At 45.9% G+C, this 21,461-nt stretch carries 19 protein-coding genes; 9 read left to right on the plus strand and 10 right to left on the minus strand.

The window, feature by feature from the left end:
* Positions 1–73: 73 nt before the first annotated feature.
* Complete coding sequence (locus ACWIP2_RS04160; RefSeq protein WP_448518642.1) at positions 74–2,569, plus strand: YbcC family protein; 2,496 nt, start codon at positions 74–76, stop codon at positions 2,567–2,569.
* 5 nt (positions 2,570–2,574) lie between these two features.
* Positions 2,575–4,452 carry a proton-conducting transporter transmembrane domain-containing protein gene (locus ACWIP2_RS04165; RefSeq protein WP_448518643.1) on the plus strand — a complete coding sequence of 626 codons (1,878 nt, stop codon included), beginning with the start codon at positions 2,575–2,577 and terminating at the stop codon, positions 4,450–4,452.
* 302 nt (positions 4,453–4,754) lie between these two features.
* Here ACWIP2_RS04165 and thiL read toward each other — a convergent pair whose 3' ends face one another.
* Together thiL and rimO are read right to left on the minus strand one after the other, a co-directional pair.
* A complete protein-coding gene (gene thiL / locus ACWIP2_RS04170) occupies positions 4,755–5,795 on the minus strand; it encodes a thiamine-phosphate kinase (RefSeq protein WP_448518644.1) in 1,041 nt (346 codons plus the stop codon).
* A gap of 272 nt (positions 5,796–6,067) precedes the next feature.
* Positions 6,068–7,402, minus strand: a complete 1,335-nt coding sequence (rimO, locus tag ACWIP2_RS04175) for a 30S ribosomal protein S12 methylthiotransferase RimO (RefSeq protein WP_448518645.1) — start codon at positions 7,400–7,402, stop codon at positions 6,068–6,070.
* Between rimO and ACWIP2_RS04180 the strand changes: the two genes are divergently transcribed.
* On the plus strand, positions 7,401–8,054 hold the full coding sequence (locus ACWIP2_RS04180) for a hypothetical protein (protein ID WP_448518646.1): 654 nt from the start codon (positions 7,401–7,403) through the stop codon (positions 8,052–8,054). The two genes, rimO and ACWIP2_RS04180, sit on opposite strands and share 2 nt — an antisense overlap.
* A 3-nt stretch (positions 8,055–8,057) precedes the next feature.
* Here ACWIP2_RS04180 and ACWIP2_RS04185 read toward each other — a convergent pair whose 3' ends face one another.
* Together ACWIP2_RS04185 and ACWIP2_RS04190 are read right to left on the minus strand one after the other, a co-directional pair.
* Positions 8,058–8,690 (minus strand): acetyltransferase, encoded by a 633-nt coding sequence (locus ACWIP2_RS04185; protein ID WP_448518647.1) that lies wholly within the window; start codon positions 8,688–8,690, stop codon positions 8,058–8,060.
* A gap of 6 nt (positions 8,691–8,696) precedes the next feature.
* A complete protein-coding gene (locus ACWIP2_RS04190) occupies positions 8,697–10,181 on the minus strand; it encodes a nicotinate phosphoribosyltransferase (RefSeq protein WP_448518648.1) in 1,485 nt (494 codons plus the stop codon).
* 122 nt (positions 10,182–10,303) lie between these two features.
* Here ACWIP2_RS04190 and ACWIP2_RS04195 point away from each other — a divergent pair, with 122 nt between their 5' ends.
* The 5 genes from ACWIP2_RS04195 (at position 10,304) to ACWIP2_RS04215 (ending at position 13,573) form a co-directional block, all read left to right on the plus strand.
* Positions 10,304–11,146 (plus strand): CvfB family protein, encoded by an 843-nt coding sequence (locus ACWIP2_RS04195; RefSeq protein WP_448518649.1) that lies wholly within the window; start codon positions 10,304–10,306, stop codon positions 11,144–11,146.
* Between the two features lie 60 nt (positions 11,147–11,206).
* On the plus strand, positions 11,207–11,773 hold the full coding sequence (locus ACWIP2_RS04200; protein ID WP_448518650.1) for a SiaB family protein kinase: 567 nt from the start codon (positions 11,207–11,209) through the stop codon (positions 11,771–11,773).
* A 5-nt stretch (positions 11,774–11,778) separates the two neighbouring features.
* Positions 11,779–12,153 (plus strand): DUF1987 domain-containing protein, encoded by a 375-nt coding sequence (locus ACWIP2_RS04205; protein WP_448518651.1) that lies wholly within the window; start codon positions 11,779–11,781, stop codon positions 12,151–12,153.
* A gap of 64 nt (positions 12,154–12,217) precedes the next feature.
* A complete protein-coding gene (locus ACWIP2_RS04210; RefSeq protein WP_448518652.1) occupies positions 12,218–12,712 on the plus strand; it encodes a hypothetical protein in 495 nt (164 codons plus the stop codon).
* A gap of 6 nt (positions 12,713–12,718) precedes the next feature.
* The gene (locus tag ACWIP2_RS04215) at positions 12,719–13,573 is read left to right on the plus strand and encodes a transglutaminase-like domain-containing protein (RefSeq protein ID WP_448518653.1); all 855 of its coding nucleotides are present in this window, start codon (positions 12,719–12,721) and stop codon (positions 13,571–13,573) included.
* 399 nt (positions 13,574–13,972) lie between these two features.
* Here the strand turns inward: ACWIP2_RS04215 and ACWIP2_RS04220 are convergent, their stop codons facing one another.
* On the minus strand, positions 13,973–14,584 hold the full coding sequence (locus ACWIP2_RS04220; protein ID WP_448518654.1) for a fumarylacetoacetate hydrolase family protein: 612 nt from the start codon (positions 14,582–14,584) through the stop codon (positions 13,973–13,975).
* Entirely contained in the window at positions 14,581–15,651 is a 1,071-nt protein-coding gene (locus ACWIP2_RS04225; protein ID WP_448518655.1) for an aminotransferase class V-fold PLP-dependent enzyme, read from the minus strand. The genes ACWIP2_RS04220 and ACWIP2_RS04225 overlap by 4 nt, the downstream gene beginning before the upstream one ends.
* A gap of 39 nt (positions 15,652–15,690) precedes the next feature.
* Between ACWIP2_RS04225 and argB the strand changes: the two genes are divergently transcribed.
* Positions 15,691–16,494 (plus strand): acetylglutamate kinase, encoded by an 804-nt coding sequence (argB, locus tag ACWIP2_RS04230; protein ID WP_448518656.1) that lies wholly within the window; start codon positions 15,691–15,693, stop codon positions 16,492–16,494.
* Positions 16,495–16,503: 9 nt separating this feature from the next.
* Here argB and ACWIP2_RS04235 read toward each other — a convergent pair whose 3' ends face one another.
* From ACWIP2_RS04235 to ACWIP2_RS04250, 4 genes are all read right to left on the minus strand, one after another.
* The gene (locus ACWIP2_RS04235; protein WP_448518657.1) at positions 16,504–17,880 is read right to left on the minus strand and encodes an efflux RND transporter periplasmic adaptor subunit; all 1,377 of its coding nucleotides are present in this window, start codon (positions 17,878–17,880) and stop codon (positions 16,504–16,506) included.
* Positions 17,881–17,911: 31 nt separating this feature from the next.
* Positions 17,912–19,333 carry a TolC family protein gene (locus ACWIP2_RS04240; protein ID WP_448518658.1) on the minus strand — a complete coding sequence of 474 codons (1,422 nt, stop codon included), beginning with the start codon at positions 19,331–19,333 and terminating at the stop codon, positions 17,912–17,914.
* A 198-nt stretch (positions 19,334–19,531) separates the two neighbouring features.
* Positions 19,532–20,206, minus strand: a complete 675-nt coding sequence (gene sdaAB, locus ACWIP2_RS04245) for an L-serine ammonia-lyase, iron-sulfur-dependent subunit beta (protein WP_448518659.1) — start codon at positions 20,204–20,206, stop codon at positions 19,532–19,534.
* 7 nt (positions 20,207–20,213) lie between these two features.
* Positions 20,214–21,419: an acyl-CoA dehydrogenase family protein gene (locus ACWIP2_RS04250; RefSeq protein ID WP_448518660.1), complete on the minus strand. Its 1,206-nt coding sequence runs from the start codon at positions 21,417–21,419 to the stop codon at positions 20,214–20,216.
* Positions 21,420–21,461: the final 42 nt, after the last annotated feature.

Genomic DNA, 21,461 nt, shown 5'->3' on the forward strand with positions numbered 1-21,461 from the left:
GTATATTGCACATAGCTTACCTGCTGCACAAGCATTTATTTTATTTATGTAAATTTTTTAATCCCCAATCTCTATGGATTCTGTTGCTGTATTCGACGAAGTGCATACGCTGCACAAGTTGAAACACTATCTGCCCTCGCAGGGCCCCTTAAAAGACTTTATCCACCATAATACCCTTCACGCTTTTCAGCACCAGAAATTTCATCAGGCGCTGCATCAGGCTTCGGAAATATTCGGCTATCAGACCTATCTGCCACTGGAAGAGTACCGCCACCTGCACAAAAGCGGCGAGATCAGGGACGCAGTTATCCGTCGCGTCATCATCCGCAACAAAGGAGAAGCCCAATTGGCATACTGGCGGGAAAAGATGCATCGCACATTAGAGGATATTACTTTCCAACAGCGGATTGGCCAACTGCGCCGATATTGGAAAGAACTTTACAAACTCAACTTGGAAAAAGAAATAAATCCCTTGCTATTTCGGGTGATAGCAGCATACTTAGACCAAGGCATTGCACTACAAAAGTTTCCCGTTAGTCGGCATGGGTTTCTGGCTTCGCTGCGGCAGCTGGAGCGCAACAACTTTACGAGCATTTTTCGCAAACCTACTGCCCGCCGATTATTGCTTCATACCGACTGCGCCCTGCCTGAATTGCTAAAATTGATCGTTGGCGACGAACGCTACTACGAGCAATACCTCTTCGATCAGCAATTTGCACATCCCGGCTGGTCGGGTATGGTAGCTGTACTGGAAGAAAAACCCGACAGCCTCTTTGACAGGCGAGCAATCACTCTACGCGATTTTATTGCATTTGAACTATTGCTGGAAATAGACGCACTGGAAAATAAATTAGGCAAAAACTGGCAACCTTTTTCACAGGCTGTCAAATTGCCACAGGTGGATTTATTCGCGCCGCCTGCCTCAAACGAGTATTTTGAGGTATGTGCGCTTTGGCAAGAAGCGATGGAATGGAGCTATTACGACCAGGTGCTGCGCGGGATGCAACTTACCCAAGTCAATGGCGTACATCATGCCACCGAAATTAGTTTGCAAGCGATATTTTGCATAGACGATCGCGAATGCTCGATTCGCCGACACATAGAGCGCTTAGATCCCCACGCCCAAACTTTTGGAACTGCGGGTTTTTTCAACATCGAGTTTCTTTTTCAGCCCGAACACAGTAAGTTCACGACTAAGTCCTGCCCTGCACCCATGCAGCCGCGACATATCATCCGCGAGCGGGAGGCACGAAAACGCCATAGTAAAGATGCACACCTCAGCAGGCGCTCGCGTGGCTTCTGGGCAGGGCTAATTGTTGCGCCTGCCTTAGGGCTGGCTGCAGCGGCAAGGCTTGCATGGAGCATCTTCAAGCCCATAGAAACCTCAACGATGGTGTCCTCTTTCAATCACATGGACAAAAATGGCACTTTAGACATTCATTGCAAAGATGCAAAACGCAGTGCGCATGGCTATCAGTTTGGCTTTACTACCGAAGAAATGGCAGACCGCATAGAAGGGCTGTTGCGAAGCATCGGATTGATAGAAAATTTTGCGCCCTTAGTCTATATTATCGGACACGGTGCAAGCAGCGTCAATAATACGCACTATGCGGGCTACGACTGCGGCGCGTGCAGCGGACGTGCAGGCTCGGTAAATGCACGTGCCGCCGCTACAATGGCAAATATGCCTGAAGTCCGCGCATTGCTGGCAGCGCGTGGCATCCATATTCCGGACAGCACCCACTTCGTCGGCGGACTGCACGATACGACACGCGACTTGGCAGATTTTTTTGACGAACATCTGCTACCCGAATCCCTGAAACAGCTACATCAGGAATACAAAGCATTGATAGACAAGGCACTATCATTGAACGCCAAAGAACGTTCGCGCCGCTTTTTGCTGATTGATTCGGAAGAAAACGTTGAAAAAGTACACAAACAAGTGCAAAAACGCGCACTTTCGCTGTTTGAACCGCGCCCCGAATGGAATCATGCAACCAACGCGCTGTGCATTGTCGGACGGCGGGCTTCCAACAAACACCTCTTTTTAGACAGACGGGCATTCCTGAACTCTTACGACTACGCAACTGACCCCGAAGGCAAGTACCTGCTTGGTATTCTGAAAGCGGTTGCGCCCGTTTGCGGCGGCATCAATCTGGAATATTACTTTTCGCGGGTTGACAACGAGCGGCTGGGTGCAGGCAGCAAATTGCCGCACAACGTTGTCGGGCTGATTGGCGTTGCTAATGGGCTGGAGGGCGACCTGCGCACCGGACTGCCGCGACAGATGATTAACATCCATCAGCCGCTGCGCCTCATGGTGATTGTAGAGCATGTGCCTGAGATCGTCCTGCAAACCATCCGACAGCATGCTCCAACCTACGACTGGTTCGCCAATGAGTGGGTGCATCTTGCCGTTGTTCACCCGCAAAGCAAAGAGATTTATTACTTTGAAAATGAGGAATTTAAGCCTTATCAGCCACTGTTGAACACGCTGGAAATCCGCACCAATCTCATGCCTGAATTTGAGACTGTTCACGATAACCTGCCCGTTTACCTGATGCAATAATCCCGATGGAAACCAATTATTTTATCCTGAGTTTCGTACTCATTCCGCTGCTGGCTTTTGCAGCAACGCTTTTTGTGGCAGAAAAACGCGAATTTACGCTTGCCAATATTTCTTACTATAGTGTGCTGTTGCACCTGCTCGTAGTTACTTTTTTTATCGGATTTTGGCTGTACAGAGGCGCACCGTACATCAACATACGCGAAATAACTATCTACGATTCACCCGATTATACCTTTCTGATAGACTTTTGCTTTGACCGCAATACTGCCTTTTTCCTCTGGATAGGCAGCTTTATTTCGCTGCTGATTGTGCGCTATTGCAGCTATTATCTGCATATGGAAGCCGGTTACAAGCGATTTTTCAACACGGTGCTGTTCTTTTTTCTGGCATACAACCTAACCATTCTAGCAGGAAATTTTGAAACGCTGTTTATTGGCTGGGAAATGCTGGGAATTTCATCATTTTTGTTGATTTCTTTTTACAGAGAGCGCTATTTGCCCGTGCGCAATGCGCTGAAGGTGTTTTCCATTTACCGCATCGGCGATGTGGGGATTTTGCTTGCAGCATGGGCAAGCCATCACCTCTGGCACGAGAACATTACTTTTTTTAAGCTCAACAACTACCATTTGGTACACGATCACTTGCTCAGCCACAGCGGTATCGGCATTTTCATTTCTATTTGTTTGCTGATAGCTGCGACAGCCAAGTCGGCACAGTTTCCGTTTTCCTCGTGGCTGCCTCGCGCAATGGAGGGGCCAACCCCGTCCAGCGCTATTTTCTACGGTTCGCTGTCTGTTCATTTGGGAGTTTATCTGCTGCTGCGCATGGAGCATTTCTGGGAACATCAGCCACTGGTGCGCGTACTGATTGGCTTGATAGGATTCACAACAGCCGTTTTGAGTTACTTTGTCGCAAGGGTGCAGTCTAATATCAAAACGCAGATAGCCTATGCCTCGCTCACGCAAATCGGGCTGATGTTTATTGAACTTTCGCTGGGCTGGACTACGCTCGTGCTGATTCACTTTGCAGGCAATGCCTTTTTGCGCACCTATCAACTGCTGGTGTCGCCTTCGACGGTCAGTTATCTGATTCGCGAGCAGTTTTATCATTTTACGCCGCATCGCTTCCGATTTTACAAAGGCATTTCGCACAAGCTGCAAAATACCTTGTACTTACTGGCGCTGAAAGAGTGGAATTTAGATCAAATAATCAACAGTCTGCTTTTTAAACCTATCCGCAAACTGGGGCACAAATTAGATTTTCTTACTCCTGCCAATCTATTGCTTTATGTATTGCCTGCTTATCTGGTAGCGATGATTTTCCTGTGGCAGCGCGAGTGGATTCCTGCGGCGGTGCGCCCTGCTGTCCCTGCGCTGATAGCTTTTGTTGGGCTGGTGATGGTTTTCAAGGCTTTTTCGGAACGAAAATATCCACGTGTGGCATGGAGCTTAGTGATGCTCAATCACTTCTGGACAGCACTGGCGGTTTCATTCAACGAAGATTTTGATATGATGCACACAGCGTTTTACCTCAGCGGAGTTATCGTATCGGGGCTGGTCGGATTGGTTTGTCTGCAAATACTGAAACAGCGCGAACCTGCATTTTTTGATTTGGAAAATTACTACGGACACATCTACGAATATCCGAAAATGGGCTTCGTATTTTTGCTCGCAACGCTGGGCATGATAGGTTTCCCGATCACGCTGACTTTTATCGGCGAAGACTTGCTGCTCAGCCACGTACACGAAAACCAGTACCTGCTTGCATTTTTTATTGCGCTCAGTTTTGTAATGGATTGTGTAGCGTTGCTGCGGCTCTATTCCCGCCTGTTCATGGGGCCGCACGTTAAACGCTACCACGCTACGCCGCTGCGGAGTGCATAATGAGAACCTACTTCAGCTAATAAATACCAATCATCCGGCACGCCGACAAGGCAGATTACACAGATTTTCAATTAACAGCGTTTATCTGTGTAATCTGCCTATAATTGCCCTGTAACATGCCCTTCAGAGTGTGCTTATGTAAAACATTTCCATGCTACCCCTTATGCAATTCTTACGGGATAAAAACTGCATGGTAGGTGATTCACTTCAGTATTACACAACTGCTGTGTACAAGTCATATTAAAGAAGGTTATCTCTTTTTTGGCCTACTTCTTAGTTAGTCCGATTGTCGGATGCTTGTGCTAAAAGTGCACCCATCCTTGTGCTGTAACAGGGACTTTTTGACCTGCTCGCGTTACCATTTGGTAGCCTTCGGAAGCGTCTGCCATGTAGCCAATGAATGAAATATCGTCGTGTAGTTTAATTTTTTCGTAATCCTTTTGCGCAATAGTAAACAAGAGTTCATAATCTTCACCGCCGTTGAGGGCGCAAACTGATGGAATGAACTTAAATTCGTTGATCGCTGTATCGTAAGTTTGTTGCGCAATCGGTATTTTATCTTCATAAATGACAGCGCCTAATTTGCTGCTTTTGGCGATGTGCAGCAGTTCGGAAGCCAGCCCGTCTGAAATATCAATCATGGCAGTTGGTACGACTCCCAACTCTGCCAATTCGTAGATGAGCGATGTCTTGGCTATGGGGCGCAACTGCCTGCCTACCACGTAAGCAAATGCGTCTAACTGCGGCTGCATATCAGGATTGGCAGAAAACTCTGCTTTTTCGCGCAGGAGCAACTGCAAGCCTACATAAGCGCCGCCCAAATCGCCTGATACACAAAGAATATCGCCTTTTTTGGCAGTGTGTCGGCAAGTAATTTTTTCTTTCGGTGCGCGTCCGATGGCGGTGATGGAAATGATCAATCCGCTGCGGGAGCTGGTCGTGTCGCCACCCACAAGGTCAATTTTATAGTCTTTGCAAGCTGCCAGTATTCCCTCGTAAAGTGCGTCGACAGCCTCTACTGAAAAGCGATTGCTCAACGCGATGCTTATCACAAGCTGTTCGGGCGTAGCATTCATAGCGGCTATATCCGACACATTGACCGAAACAGCCTTGTAGCCTAAGTGTTGCAGGGGTGTAAAAGAAAGGTCAAAATGAATGCCTTCGGCAAGTAAATCAGTAGAAACTACCTGATAGTAGCCATTACCAATATCAATAATGGCAGCGTCATCGCCGATACCAAGGATGCTGCTATTGTTTTGTAGGGTTACCCCCGCTTTGATGCGGTTTATTAATCCAAACTCGCCAATAGAAGTAAGTTCGGTTCGTTTATTAGATTGTTCCATAGTTAAGTAAGTGAACAAAGTTCAGTTTTCTGTGGTCATATGCAAGAATTTACAGCCGTCATGCCTACGGCATTTTGTCAATAAAAAATGCATAGTTTTGCTGTAAAGATAGCAGACCTAATGGCTTTTATCATATAAAGCCGATAGGGCTGCTACCTTTGTAGTTTCATATGTAGCCTTTGTAACTGAAAACACCAGTAGGTATGGCATCTTAAGGGGGCGAATCCCATAGTGCTTAAAAGCAATAGGGAACATATGAATTTGGCTAATTACTAAATAGCAACTGTGCCGAATAAATCAAATTCCGTAGCAGAAGTAATGGTCACCGGCGCAAAATCGCCTACGCGCACGTAGTTGGCTTTTGCGTCTACCAGCACTTCGTTGTCCACTTCAGGCGAGTCGAATTCTGTGCGCCCGATAAAGTAGCCGCCTTCCTTGCGGTCAAAAAGAACTTTAAATGTTTTACCGACTTTTTGGGCGTTCATTTCATAGCTGATCTGCTGTTGCAGCTCCATGATGTATGCAGCCCGTTCTTCTTTTACTTCCTGCGGCACATCGTCAGGCATAGTGAAGGAATGGGTTTGGTCTTCGTGTGAGTAAGTGAAAATTCCGAGGCGATCGAATCGCATGCGCTCTACGAAATCAACCATTTCAGCAAAATGCTCCTCTGTTTCGCCGGGATGCCCTGCAATCAGTGTGGTGCGCAGCGCAATACCGGGCACTTTTTCGCGGATGGTTTGGATCAGATCTTCGGTTTTTTGGCGAGTGATGCCGCGACGCATAATCTTCAGCATTTCGGTAGAACCGTGTTGCAGCGGCATATCTAAGTATTTACAGATGTTGTCGCGCTCTGCTATTACGTCCAGAATTTCCAGCGGAAAGCCCGAAGGGTAGGCATATTGCAGGCGAATCCAGTCAATGCCGTTTACATCGGACAGGCGGTGCAGCAGGTCGGCGAGGGTGCGCTTTTTATACATATCCAGCCCGTAGTAGGTCAGATCCTGCGCAATTAGGATGATTTCTTTCGTTCCGTTTTGGGCAAGGTTGGCGGCTTCTTGCACAATCTGCTCTATTGGCTTGGAAACATGCTTGCCACGCATCAGCGGGATAGCGCAAAATGAACAGGGGCGATCGCAGCCTTCCGATATTTTCAGGTAAGCATAATGGCGGGCAGTAGTTGTCAGGCGCTCGCCGATCAGTTCGTGTTTGTAGTCTGCATTGAAGCGCTTGAGCAGCAGGGGCAGCTCCATTGTGCCGAAATAAGCATCTACCTCAGGGATTTCTTCTTCCAGTTGGTCTTTGTAGCGCTGTACAAGACAGCCGGTTACGTACAATTTTTCAATGCTCCCCTCGTTTTTTGCCTCTGCGTAGCGCAAAATGGTGTCTATAGATTCCTGCTTGGCACGATCAATGAAACCACACGTATTAATAATGATGATATTAGCATCATCTTTTCGTGATTCGTGTTCAGCATTAAGCTGATTGCCTTTGAGCTGTGTCAGTAAAACTTCTGAATCTACCAGATTCTTTGAGCAACCCAGCGTTATGATGTTGATCTTATCTTGTTTATATGATGGAGCTTTAGTTTTCAAAATGCCTTTTTTCATGCAAAAGTATTACTTTTGGAAGCAATTCCACAACAACTTATTCGTTACGGATTTGTACTATTTAGCCCCTTTCAATGTTAAGAATATGATGAAGCAATTATTTACGGTGGTTACTTTTTTGTTTGTCTGTGCAGTGCCGTTTGTGGGATACGGACAAGAGCAGGCATCTGTAATTGAGAATGGGACATTTGACTCTTCTAAAGGCTGGTTCAATCACGTGGAAGGTAATGGTAGTATAGAGGTTCTGACAGGAGAACTGATTGTTACGGGGCCTAATCGAGATGAGGATGATATACCCAATCCAATACCTGCTACTGTATATGCCTATCAGGATATACAAGTTATCCGCCCCGGATCCTTAGTGTTCAAATTGGTTAGCTATGCTTCCATTGGAGACAGCGGCAATAACGATTACCCCGTTTTTATTTTAGACAACGAAATACTTAAACTGTACGAAAACGGCAGTGTAGAAGGCCATGGTGGCTCGGGCAGGCAAATTAACAACGATCGGACAACAGGCAACCATATTACCTATGTTGTTAAGCTAAAGCCCGGCAAATACCGCATTGGCTTTGGGGTACACACCATAGACGGCTACTATGGCAGAGGAGTAGCCGTTTTTGATGAGGTAATGTTCAAATTTGACAGGTAGTAGTTACACTTTTTTGGCAGGTACGCCAAACACAGTTTCGCCGTCAGCAACATCGCTAATGACGACCGATCCGGCACCTATGCGCGCATTCTTACCGATAGTTACGCCGGCAACTACAGTTACGCCGGTTCCGATAAATGCGCCCTCTTTGATCGTAACTTTACTGTTGATGAGGCTGCCTACGCCGATTTGTACAAAGTCGCCGATAGTGGTTTCATAGTCTATAATTGCACCTGCATTGATGATGCAATGGCTGCCGATTTGTACAGAACTACCGATAAAGACACGTGCGGCAATTAGGTTGCCATGCCCGATAGTTGCTGAGGTTTCAATAAATGCTTGTTGATGGATAGCATTGACGGGCATTTTTTTGCGCTTTTCTATCAAGTATTTTACTAATGATTTGCGCAGGCGGTTGTCGTCGGTCGCAACAAAAGCCTCACACCTATCCCCGATCATGCGCAGGTATTCTTCGCTGTCTGTTGTGGCTGCAATTGGTATGGCGTTGATTTCTTGCCCGTGCAGCGACTTGTCGTCGTCCAGCAGGCAGTAAACCAGTACATCGTTGCTTTGGAAAATATCTAGTGCGGTGCGGCCCAATCCACTAGCGCCAAAAATAATAACAGGGTTTTCCATGAGTTGTTAGGCTAAATGACGGAGTTTCAAAACTAAGTTGGTTTTTAGTTCAAACAAGCCTTTTTCCAAACCTACGGGGTATTGGTGCGGGTTGGTAAAACGGCGAATGGTTGGGTGCAGGGTTTGCAGTTGTTGCTGCGCATAAGTTCTAATGCTGTGAATATCCGGGGATTCATAGCACTTCTTGCCTTGTTTGAAAATCGGTTTCAGCAATAGCTGATGATTGTCTTCCATGTGTACAATCTTGCGGCGCGTAGCATCTAATGGATCAACAATTATTGCCTGTGGCTGCTGTGCAGGGACAAAACTCTCTTCATCGTAAATCATATCGGCGATGCAAAGTCCGTTTTCATCATAAAAGCGCTGCACCTGCAACAGTCCGGGATTGGAAATCTTGATTGCCTGCTCCGAGAGTTTGAGTTTGTAGTCCCATTGCCCTGCATCATTTTTGAGGGCTGTAATTTTGTACACGCCGCCGAGCGCAGGCTGCTCAAATGCAGTAACAAGTTTGGTTCCGATGCCCCATACATTTATTTGCGCTTCCTGTTGTTTCAAACTGGCTACAATATTTTCATCCAAGTCATTGCTGGCTACAATATTGGTATTGACAAATCCTGCCTCATCGAGCATTTGGCGAGCTTTGATGCTCAGGTAGGCAAGATCGCCGGAATCTAATCGGATGCCTGCCATATGGTAGCCCTGTGCTTGGAGTTCTTTGCCAACCTCGATAGCATTTTTTACGCCCTCCAGCGTATCGTATGTATCAACTACAAACACACAGTTGTTGGGCATGGCTTTGGCATAGGTTCTAAAAGCCATCTTTTCATCGGGGAAAGACATCACCCAACTGTGCGCGTGCGTACCGCGCACGGGAATGCCAAAAAATTTGCCTGCCAACACATTGGATGTGGCTGTGCAGCCGCCGATGTATGCAGCACGGCTTGCAGCAAGTCCGCCGTCTATGCCCTGCGCCCGTCGCAGACCAAATTCCAGTACCGGATCGCCGTTGGCAGCCTGACATACGCGGGCAGCTTTTGTAGCAATCAGGCTCTGAAAGTTAATCATGTTGAGCAGTGCAGTTTCCAACAACTGCCCCTGAATCAGTGGGCCTTTGACGCGCAGCAGCGGCTGCTGTGGAAACACGACCGTTCCTTCGGGGATAGCGTCCACGTCGCAGGTAAACTCTATATTAGACAGGTAATCCAGAAATGCCTGCTCGAAAAGTGGCTTGCCATCAGCGCCTGTCAGTGTTTGCAAATAGCTGATGTCGCTTGTATCGAAGCGGAAATTTTCCAGAAAATCTATTACATAGGCAAGTCCGCCGGCAATTGTGTAGCCTCCCTGAAAAGGATTTTTTCTGAAAAATAAGTTGAACACGGCTTCGCGTTCGGTCATTTGTGCTTTCCAATAGCCATAAGCCATCGTAATCTGGTATAAATCGGTCAGCAGTGCAAGAGAACTGCTGTAGATGCTGTTTTGCAGATTCTTCATAAAAAGTTAAGTATCAATAAGTGTAAAAATCACACTAAGAATTAACCCGACAAACCTTGTTCCGGCAAAATGGTTATGCGGGCGCATATTTTGATTGAAAAAGTTATGCTTACCTTTACGGTATGTCAGAGAATATCATAGGTCGGTATCATACCTTTCGCGTGGTAAAGTTAGTAGATTTCGGTGCATATTTGGACACACCGCTGGGCGAACTGCTATTGCCTAAAAAATACATGCCGGAAGGTTTACAACCCAACGACTACATAGAAGTTTTCGTTTATCACGATTCGGAGGATCGCCCAATTGCTACCACGCTGCGCCCATATGCGCAATTAGGCGAGTTTGCTTGTTTGGAGGTAACCCACACCACCGATTTTGGCGCTTTTCTGGACTGGGGCTTAGAGAAAGACCTGTTTGTTCCGCTGAAAGAGCAGCACCGCACCATGCGCAAGGGACAGGTGCATGTCGTTCGTATAAGTACAGACCCGCGCACCGGCAGGCTGATTGGGATTGGTAAAATAGGATCTTTTCTCAATAAAAGACAACCCGATCTGTACCAGAATCAGGAAGTAGATTTGCTCATCTATGAAAAAACTGATTTAGGTTACATGTGCATTATTAACAACACTTATGCAGGAATCCTATACCATTCCGAACTGTTCGAGCCACTTGTCATAGGGCACAGATGCAAGGGATTTGTAAAAAAAATCAGAGAAGATTATAAGATTGATCTTAGTTTGCGGAAACAAGGCTATTTTGGCATCAAAAACCAACAGGACGTTATTTTAGATGCGCTGCAAGCGGCAGGCGGCTTTTTACCTTATCACGACAAAACCGACCCGGAAACGATACGCCGAGCGTTTAAGATGAGCAAAAAAACATTCAAAACACTCATTGGTAATCTGTTCAAAGCAGGAAAAATTAAACTTTCTGAAAAAGGTATTAACTTTGCGAAAAGCAGTTGAGTCGTTAGATAATGATCTGAGAAAAATGCACCTATTTGTCAATCCTAAAACTACAAAGAATTGAACGCCCGGGATTTTTGTGAACAATTTCAGAGTCAAGACATTATCATGTCTTACAAAGGCAATGCAAATGGTGATTTGCTTAACAACTTAATAGACGTTGTACAAGCGAAACTTGCTGAAATCGAGCCGAAATCCAGCGTAAAGAAGCGTGTATTCAATATTCTTGTAGAAGTACTTCAGAATATTTATCACCACTGCGGACACCTTCCACTTGAGGCATTTTCCGATGCGGAGGGCGTTACTTTCGTATTAGCTAAGTATCAACAAGATTACTATATTATTGCCGGAAATTATATTTTAAACAAAGAAGTCCCTGTTTTGAAAGCGCGGCTCGACCTGATTAACAGCCTGTCGGCCGAAAAACTAAAACAGGTTTACATGGAGACACTAGGCAATGGCGTGATTTCCGATAAGGGTGGTGCTGGTCTTGGACTGATTGAAATAGCACGTAAGTCGGGCAGAAAACTGTCTTATCAGTTTGGCAAGGTCAGCAAAGATCTCTCATTCTTTAGTTTAATGGTCATTATTCCTACAGCTTTGTCAGCTGTAGCCCAAGCTAACTAGAAAATATGGAAAATTTTTTTCTGGAAGAAACTTCAAAAACCCCTAAGCTGCATTTCGATGCAAGTTCAGGTAAATTTTTAATGTCGGGGCGCTCTATTCCCGAAAACGCCATCGAGTTCTATAAACCACTTTTTGAGTGGCTGGACGAATATGTCAAACATCCTTGTACAAAGACAGACTTCGAGATTCGGCTGGAGTATTTTAATACAAGTTCTTCCAAATGTTTGGTCGAAATTTTCCGCCGCTTGGAAAAGATTAAAGATAAAGAGGTTGTTATCAACTGGTACTACGAGGAAGACGACGAAGACATGCAGGAATCCGGCGAAGATTTTAAAGAACTTATAGACATTCCAATCGTTCTCAACATGATCGAAAACTGACAAAAAAGCCGCTGGTAAAGCGGCTTTTTTAATATAATTTTGCCATAATCACCCGGTTGGAAATATGAGCAGGCAACCTGAAAAATATCAGGTATTTGAGAAAGAAAATGAAATTCTCAGGCATTCCAAAGATCTGTTGGCAAGGCCCGAGTTGCTTTCTGATCAATCCTGGCAGCAAGAGTACGAACAGCTAGTACAAAGCTATGCCCAATTGCTTGGCGAGGTAAAGTTGCTCACATCTGTCAGCGACCGCCTCCAAAGTAAGCTCAACAAGGCTAATGAGGGTATTACCCGCAAAAATGAGGAACTCGCCCAAACATTAGACATGCTGGTGCGCGAGCGGGTAAGCAAGCGTGCAACGGCTATTGTGCTGGTGTTGGCTGCTTTATTTTTTGTCGTATCCGAACTGTTCATAGATCCGCGAATAGAAGAAAATGTAACTATTTTGGGGCTTTCAGGTGTGATTGTACTGAAAATAGTAGCTGTAGTGATGCTCAAACCCATAGAAATAGTATTAGAAAATTTGCTGCTAAAGACGGCAGCCCCCAAAAAATTATAGCCATGTATGATGCTGACCCCTAACGAACTTAAAGCGCTGGTTTCTCTACTGGACGACAACGACCCTGAAATACGCTTGCATGTAACGCAGAAGATCATAGAAGCAGGAAAGGCTGTCCTGCCTTTTTTGGAGGAAGAATGGCAGCACACCTTGCAAAAAGGCGAACAGAAATATATCGAAGAACTTATTCATCAGATACAGTTCAGTGCATTGATACAGGCTTTTAGGGATTGGTTCAGCAGTAGCGAGCGCGACTTGCTTACCGGCCTGTGTTTGATTGCCCGCTATCAATATCCCGATCTGCAACTTGCTGATCTACAGCATATTATTCAACAACTGTACATCGAGGCTTGGCTGTCTTTCAAACCTGACCTGCACCCGATAGATCAAATCCGCGAGTTCAATTATATATTTTTTAATAAACTTCGCTTTACTGCCAATACCAGCAATTTTACAGCGGTGAGTAACTCTATGTTCAATCAGGTACTTGAGAGTCGTAAAGGAAACCCGATTAGTTTGTGTGTAGCTTACATGCTCATCGCCCAAAAACTGGGGATGCCTGTCTATGGGGTGAATATGCCCAATCTGTTCATTCTCATGTACCGATCCGATGCCTTTACTTCGTTTTATATCAATGCGTTCAATCGCGGGCGGATCTACAGCCGCAAGGACATCGAGAGTTATTTGCAACAACTACAACTCCCTATGCGCGCCTCTTTCTACGAGCCTTGTGAAAATATTGACATCGTGCGTAGAATGTTGCGCAACCTGATTGTTTCCTTCGACAAACTCAATAAGCCGACTAAAGTAGAAGAGGTAAAACAACTGTTGGCAGCTATTTCACCCGAAGAGCCAATGTGATACTATTATGAATTGCACGATGGATAAATTGAGGCTGTCCAAAAAGTAACACAGACTTTAGTCTTTGATTTTTTAATCACTTGATAATCACATAGCTACAGACTAAAGTCGGTGCTACATTCATCCTTTTTGAACAGCCTAAGAAAACGGGGGCAGGGATGATTTTAATGCTACCAACATGCAGTTCCTACGGGATAAAATCTACGTGGCATATGATTCATTTCAGTATAAAATGATGAGATAGACTACAAGAATAGCAGTATGCGTATTTTTTTTAACAAAAAGCTATTAGGCTTGCTATCTTTGTAGTAAAATCATGTATTTTTCATTGACAAAATGCCGTAGGCATGGCAGCTATAATTTACCGCATACGACAATTGAACATTGAATTTTGCAGAATTACTTAACCTCAAAATCGAAAAATATTTCCTGTTCGATAGCACCTTTGAGGCGGTCGCCGATTGCAACTGAGGCAACTCCCGCAGGTGTACCTGTGAAAATAATATCGCCTTTTTTCAAAGTAAAAAATTGAGATACATAGCTGATGATCGTTGCGAAATCGAACAACATCATCGAAGTATTTCCTTGCTGGCGAATTTCGCCGTTTACTTCCAAGCTAAAGTTCAGATTTTTGAGGTCGGGATAAGTACTTATTGGTACAAAATGAGAAACAACCGCCGAGTGGTTAAATGCTTTGGAAATTTCCCAAGGTAGTCCTTTGGCTTTCAGTTTAGACTGCAAATCGCGGGCAGTGAAATCAATACCCAACCCGATTTCTTCAAAGTAGTTATGTGCAAACTTAGGGGCTATGTACTTGCCTTCCTTGCTGATTTTCAGCAGTATTTCAACCTCGTGGTGAATATCATTGGAAAATTCGGGCAGGTAGAAGGGTTGGTTGTCTTTGAGCAATGCTGTATCGGGCTTTAGGAATACAACAGGCTCTTCGTTGCGCTCGTTTTTCAGTTCTTCGATGTGCGCCGCATAATTGCGTCCAATGCAGATAAATTTCATTGTTGGTGTTGGTTTGCGGCATGAAAAGTAAGCAGAAAATTGCGAAGCGTCATCACTTCATGTGTTTTTATGGCTGGAAAGTTGGCAATCCTTACAGTTGTGTCTTTCCATGCGCCATAGCCGTTGCCGAGTACGAAACCTGCTGATTCTGCCGATTTTTTTAACTGTTCGATCTGCTCTTTGCTGCTGCGAATACATATAACTGTCGGGCTGCGTACAGCCGCATTTTCGATGAGCAAGTCAAAGTCATTTTGCACCAGCCAATCGTACCACTCGTCTGCCTGATGCTGCAATCTGTTGTGTATTTCCTGTATCGGTGCAGCATTTTCCATCAACTTCATTAGCAGGCAAATGCCAAGAATATTAGGCGTATGTGTGGTTTGGTACTGTTGTGCGAGCGGCAGGCTGCTTGCAAGGCTGTTGTAGTGCATTTTATTGTCAAGTTGCAGCGCCCGCGCTGTGGCTCGTGGCGAGCAAATCAACACAGCCATGCCCGAAGGTAAACCTAAGCACTTCTGTACGGAAGCAAATACATAATCTACCGCCTGCCAGGGAATAATAATTCCCCCCAGCGAGGAAGTCGCATCTAAAGCCAGCAGCCGTTCAGGATAGAGTTTTCGAGTGCTAACTATCTGATTTGCTGTGAGATAGGTTCCATTAGAAGTTTCACAGTGCGTCAGACAAATCCAATCAGAAGGTGGCAAATCTTCGGCCAGTGGTAGGGGCAACTCACAGTCGTAGTGCAGCGTTTGGACAGCGCTTCCCAATTTGCGGCTGATACTTGCCCATTTTTCGCCAAATGCGCCATTGAAAATATGCAACAACTGATCTGTCGGAAAAGACTGCGATAAAATCTCCCAGCATTCGGTAGCCGAAGAGGTAAATAAAACTGTGTAGTCGGCAGGGACTCCCAATTTTTCCTGCAAACCTGCTACGGCTTTTTGGTAGCAAGAAATGATTGCAGGGCTGCGGTGATTGCGGCTCGTCAGACCTTCGGTAAATATTTCCATCGTCCACTGCGGTACGAGCGGGTGCAATTTGGCAGGCCCGGGATAAAAAAAGTGCATTTTAGTCGAGGTTTATCCATTGCAAATTTCCCAAATTGCGTGGAAAAGAATGAGGTTATGCTGACAGTTGTGAAAATTGGGGGCAATATCATAGATGACCCTCAAAAACTATCGGATTTTTTGACAGATTTTGCTGCTTTAGAAGGTTTCAAAATACTTGTTCACGGCGGAGGTAAATTGGCTACCCGCTTTTCCGAGCGACTTGGCATTCCCGTGCAGATGCACGACGGCAGACGCATTACCGATACGGAAACACTGGAGGTGATTACAATGGTTTACGGCGGCTTGGTCAACAAGCAAATTGTAGCAGCCCTGCAAGGCAAAAAATGTAACGCTTTGGGCTTGATTGGTGCAGATCTCAATATCATTACAGCCACAAAGCGTCCCATCAGGAATGGCATTGACTACGGTTGGGCAGGTGATATTCAGAAAGTAGATCCTTTGGCACTGATTAAGTTGATTGAGGCAGGTGCAGCGCCCGTTATTGCCCCAATGACCCACGATGGACACGGGCAACTGCTCAATACCAATGCCGACACCATAGCATCGGCAATAGCTACTGCGCTTGCACCGCACTTTACTACGCGGCTAATGTACTGCTTTGAAAAAAAAGGCGTGCTCATCAGTCCTACAGACGAGGACAGTGTAATTACAAAAATCAATCGGCAACTTTTTGAACAATACAAAGCAGCCGGCACTATATCGGGCGGAATGATTCCCAAGCTGGAGAATGCGCTTGCTGCCATAGAGCAAGGTATCGAGCAGGTAATTATTGCCCATGCAGATATGCTTAGCTACATAGGCACTCCTGATTTTGTAGGTACGTGCATTAGCAAAGCATGAACTGCCTACCTACTTGTCTTTTTTCTTGTCTTCTTTAACGGCTACAATCGGATCGCCATCTTTGAGGGTTTTAGAAACCATCAAAAATGGGCCTGATACGATCTCGTCGCCTTCTTTAAGGCCTGCGATGATTTCGATGTTTTCAAAGTCGCTGATGCCGGTTTTGACTTCTACCATTTTGGCTCTGCCGTTGTCATTGACAAAAACCACCTCTCGGATGGTTTCTTTCAAGCTAGACTTTTTAGTGTCGCGACTGACCTGCGGGCTGTTCGGGTCGCTTGAGGCAGTGCTGGCACCTACTACTTCTTTTTTATCTGCACGGGTGGTTACGGAAGCTAACGGAACGGCAAGCACGCCGTTTTTGCGGGCAGTGATGATCTCTACGTTGGCTGTCATGCCCGGACGGAAAGGTTCTTCGCCTTTGCGTTCCTTAATGAGTTGTTCGTAAGAGCTGCGCAATATGCGGATGCGAACTTCAAACTCTGTGATGGCATCGAGCGATTGTCCGGGGGTTTCTTTGGCACTGTTAGCAATTTTGGTTACAATACCGCTGAATTTTATACCCTGAAAAGAGTAGGAATCTACTTCTACAACTACCGAATCGCCTTTGTTGACGCGAATAATATCATTTTCGTTAACATCTACGCGCACTTCCATTGTGCTTAGGTCGGCGATGCGGAGCAATTCTGTACCTGCCATCTGCGAAGTACCCACGACGCGCTCGCCTTTTTCGATACTTAACTTAGATACGATGCCGCTCATCGGGGCGGTAATAGTTGTAAAAGAAAGATTTTCATTGGCTTCTTTCACCTGCGCTTCGGCGCTGAGAACAGTGAAACGGGCTGCTTCTACGCTTTGTTCTGCTGATTTTAACTCTGCTTCGGCTACTTCGTAGTTGGTAATGGCGGTTTCTAACTCTGCATCGGCAACGGCTTTTTGTTTGTGCAGTATTCTTGTGCGGTCAAGATCTTGTTTGCGACGTATCAACTGTGCCTTTGCCTGCTCTACGCGTGCTTTTGCCTGCGAAAGATTAGCACGCTGTGCATTCAGGTTGGCTTCCACACGATCGAGGATCGAGCGGAGGTTGTCGGGCTTGATCTTGACCAACACCTGACCTACTGTTACCGAGTCGCCCTCTTTGACCAGCACATCAATCACCTCGCCGGAAACCAAAGGCGAAATCTTGACTTCGGTTTCTGGTTGAACTTTGCCCGATGCACTTATTTTTTCGATGATATCAGTTTTTTGGACTTTTGTCAAAATTACCTCGCTAGCTTTTGCTGTACCTATCCAGCCCTGCTTGCGGGCGACTGCCACAAATACAATCAGCAGGACAAGTGCGCCACCGCCTATGAGGTAAAGTTTATTGAGTTTTTGCTTGGCCATTGTTTTTTATTGTTTTCACAGGTAGAATAACTCAGAATTTCAACTCCTTACCCGCATAAAAATCGAGGATTTTCATACGAAATATGTATTCAAATTTGGATCGTACCAGATCGGACTGTGCGATATTGAGATTGTTGCGTGCCAATGCATAATCAAGCGAGTTGGCAGCTCCTGCGGCAAATCGCTGATCTACTATGCGAAAAGATTCTTCCAGTGCCTTTGCCCTTGTCTGGTTGGCAATAAATTGCTTTTGTGCAGCTTTTGCATCGGCGTATGCTTGCTCGATTGTCTGCCGCAACTGGTTACGAACTATTTGTCCCTGCAACACGCTGCGGTTGTACTGTATCTTAGCATTGGCAATACCTGCTCTTACTTGATAGCGGTTAAAAATCGGGATTTGGATTTGCAAACCGATACTATTGCGCAGATTGTTTTCCAACTGCTCAAAATAAGGCGTGCGTTCGCTCTTTATAATTCTGTTCTGGAGTGTAGAAACGGTTTGCGTAGGGTCATTGCTCAAAAAACCAATAACAGTTGCTACGGGCATCCCGAAGGTATTGGTTCGTGTTTGGCTGGACGTGCCCGAAAGTAAGTTACCAAAAATTGAAATCGTTGGCATAGCATTGCCACGCGCCAAGTCAATGCCGTAGCGGGCAACTTCTATATTTTTGTCTGCACTGCTGACATTGGGCTGTAAACTTTCTGCAATAGCGTACACATCTGCCGCAGACATAATCAGATCTGCTGCTGAGGGATCCGGTAGGGGAGGAATAACTACCTCAAAAGGGGTTTCGATTGGCAACTGGAGCAAGAGTTTCAGCCTTACGATAGCAATATCTAAGTTGTTTTCTGCTGTTGTAATGCGGTTTTCGTCATTGGCTTTCTGTGAGATGACATCGTACTGGCTGGCTTCTGCCAATGCACCTGCCCTAATGAGATTCATGGTACGCGTGAGTTGCTCATTGGTGCTTTCTAACTGTGTTCGTGCTACGTCGAGCAGCTCCTTATTAAAAAGGATTTGTAGATAGGCACTGACAATATTGAGCATCAGGTCGTTTTTTGCTTGCGCAACGTCCATTCGGCTGGCTTCTAAGGCCGCTTCGCTCTGCTTAATGGTGTTGTTCAATCGAAAACCGTTGAAAACTGTTATGTTGGTGTTCAGTCCGGCATTGAAGTTGGCAACCGATTGGTTGGTAAACTGGTTAGTAAAAAAGTCAATAGAACGTCCTTGATTCCATTGTTGGTTAGCGTTCATATTCAGGTTTGGCAGGCGTGCCATTTTGGCTTGTAACAAAGCAACTTGGTTAGCTTCAATATTGAGCAGTGAGGTTTTCAGTTGTAAATTGTTCTCGACTGCGTAGTTGATGCAACGTTCCAGATCCCAACGATTATCTTGTGCGAAAGATACTTGAGAAACAAAAACAAGGGTAATGGTAGCGACCCATAGGCGCATATAACTGTACATTTTTTCCCGTAACATTTTGAAAGCGTGAATTTAATGTAATCATAGAAAGTTGTGTCGCTTCTATGAACCGGAGATAGGAAAAAAAACTACCTAAACTCAAAAAGTCAAGTGTGATGTGGTTGAGACGCTTTTGCAAATTAACCCTAAATTTTTGTACGCAGACGTGCTGCGGAATGTTTTTGCAATTTAATCAATCGGCATCAATACATTCACTTTTTTGACCCATGGAAGGCTGCGAATGTAGTCAATAGTAAGCGCACGCGGCGGCGAATCCATTTCCACAAAATGACAAGCCAAATCATTTTTGCCTTTGCGGGAAACAGACATGGTAGCTATGTTGCAGTTCTCATTGGCCAAAATGCTGGCAATAAAGGCGATTGTTCCTTTCACATCGTCTGCCAGTATGATCAGTGTGTGCAGCGTTGCGCTTAGATTGGCAACAAATCCGTTTACTTCTTCTATACCAATCACACCGCCGCCTTTGCTAATACCGATTACTTCCACCGACTCATCGCCGTATGAAAGATTAATCTTAATGGTATTGGGGTGAAAAGTAGAGGCATTGCCAACTGTTTTGAATGAATACTGCAAACCCTGCGCTGCTGCATGGCTGAACGAGTCGCGGATGCGGATGTCGTCAGTGGGGAAGTCCAACAGCCCAGCTATGATCGCGCGGTCGCTGCCGTGTCCTTCGTAGGTGCGGGCAAAGGAATTGTAAAAAGTAATGTCTGCTTTTTGAGGAATGTGTCCCAAGATGTTGGTGGCGGTGCGGCCGATGCGCACCACTCCTGCTGTGTGCGAACTTGAGGGCCCGATCATAACAGGCCCGATCATATCGAAAATACTGCTGCGTTCGGGCATGTGCGGATCAGATTTTTACACCGTAATTTTTTAATGTTTCGCGGGCAACTACGTGCTTGTGTACCTCATCGGGGCCGTCGTAGATGCGTGCGCCGCGCTCGTGGCGATACCAGAATGAAAGCAGTGTATCTTCGGTAATACCCAGCGCACCATGCGTCTGAATGGCTCTGTCAATAACCTGCATGAGCACGTTGGCAACAAAAAATTTGATGGTAGAAATTTCTACGCGCATCGCGTGAGTACCTTTTTGGTCAATGCCCATGGCGGTGTGCAGCACCATCAGGCGGGCAGCGTTGATCTGTGCCCGCGATTCTGCGATCCAATGCTGTACGACTTGCTTGGAAGCAATCGGATGGTTTTCCGAAAGTTCGCGATGAGCAGCATAACGACACATCATGTCGAAAGCGCGTTCGCAAATGCCGATCCAACGCATACAGTGGTGGATGCGCCCCGGTCCGAGGCGTTCCTGCGCCAGTTTGAAGCCTTCGCCCTCGTTTCCGACCAGATTTTCTAAGGGAACAGTACAGTTTTCATAGCGCACCTCGCTGTGGCTCATATAGCCGCTGCCTGCCTCGCCCATAATCGGGATGCGGCGCACGTGCACAAAACCCGGTGTTTCTAAAGGCACAATAATCATACTGGCACGGGCATGGGGGGCAGCTTCGGGGTTGGTAACAGCCATTACTACAGCAAAGGCTGCCCCATCTGCCGACGAAGTGAACCATTTGTGTCCGTTGATGACGTAATTATTAGCAACTTTTGTTGCCGTAGTAGCCATGCGTACAGGATTTGAGCCGGCAAACTCCGGTTCGGTCATAGAAAAACAAGAACGGATCTGTCCTTCCATCAGCGGATGCAGATAGCGCTCTTTTAATGCAGGAGAGGCGTACTTGTTTAGTAACTCCATATTGCCGATATCCGGAGCTTGGCAGTTGAATGCGTAGTGTCCCAACGGAGAAGTGCCTAGCAACTCGCTTACTTGTCCAAATTCGGTCAGGTTCAGCCCCACCCCGCCTTCTTCTTCCGAGAGGTGAGGTGCCCAGAGTCCTGCATCTTTGACCTTTTGACGCAGATTTCTTAACTGGTTTTGTTCTAGTTCTATGTATGGGCGGGTAAGAAATAATTTGTCTAAGGGATAAACCTCCTCGTGCATGAATTCGCGCAGGCGCGGCAGCAAGGTTCGTAGTTTAGGTGTTAGAAATAAATCGGACATGTTTTTTTAATGGTTGCTTAAATGTGGTCTTAGGATGGCTTA

It is taken from the genome of Rhodoflexus sp., assembly GCF_053489755.1.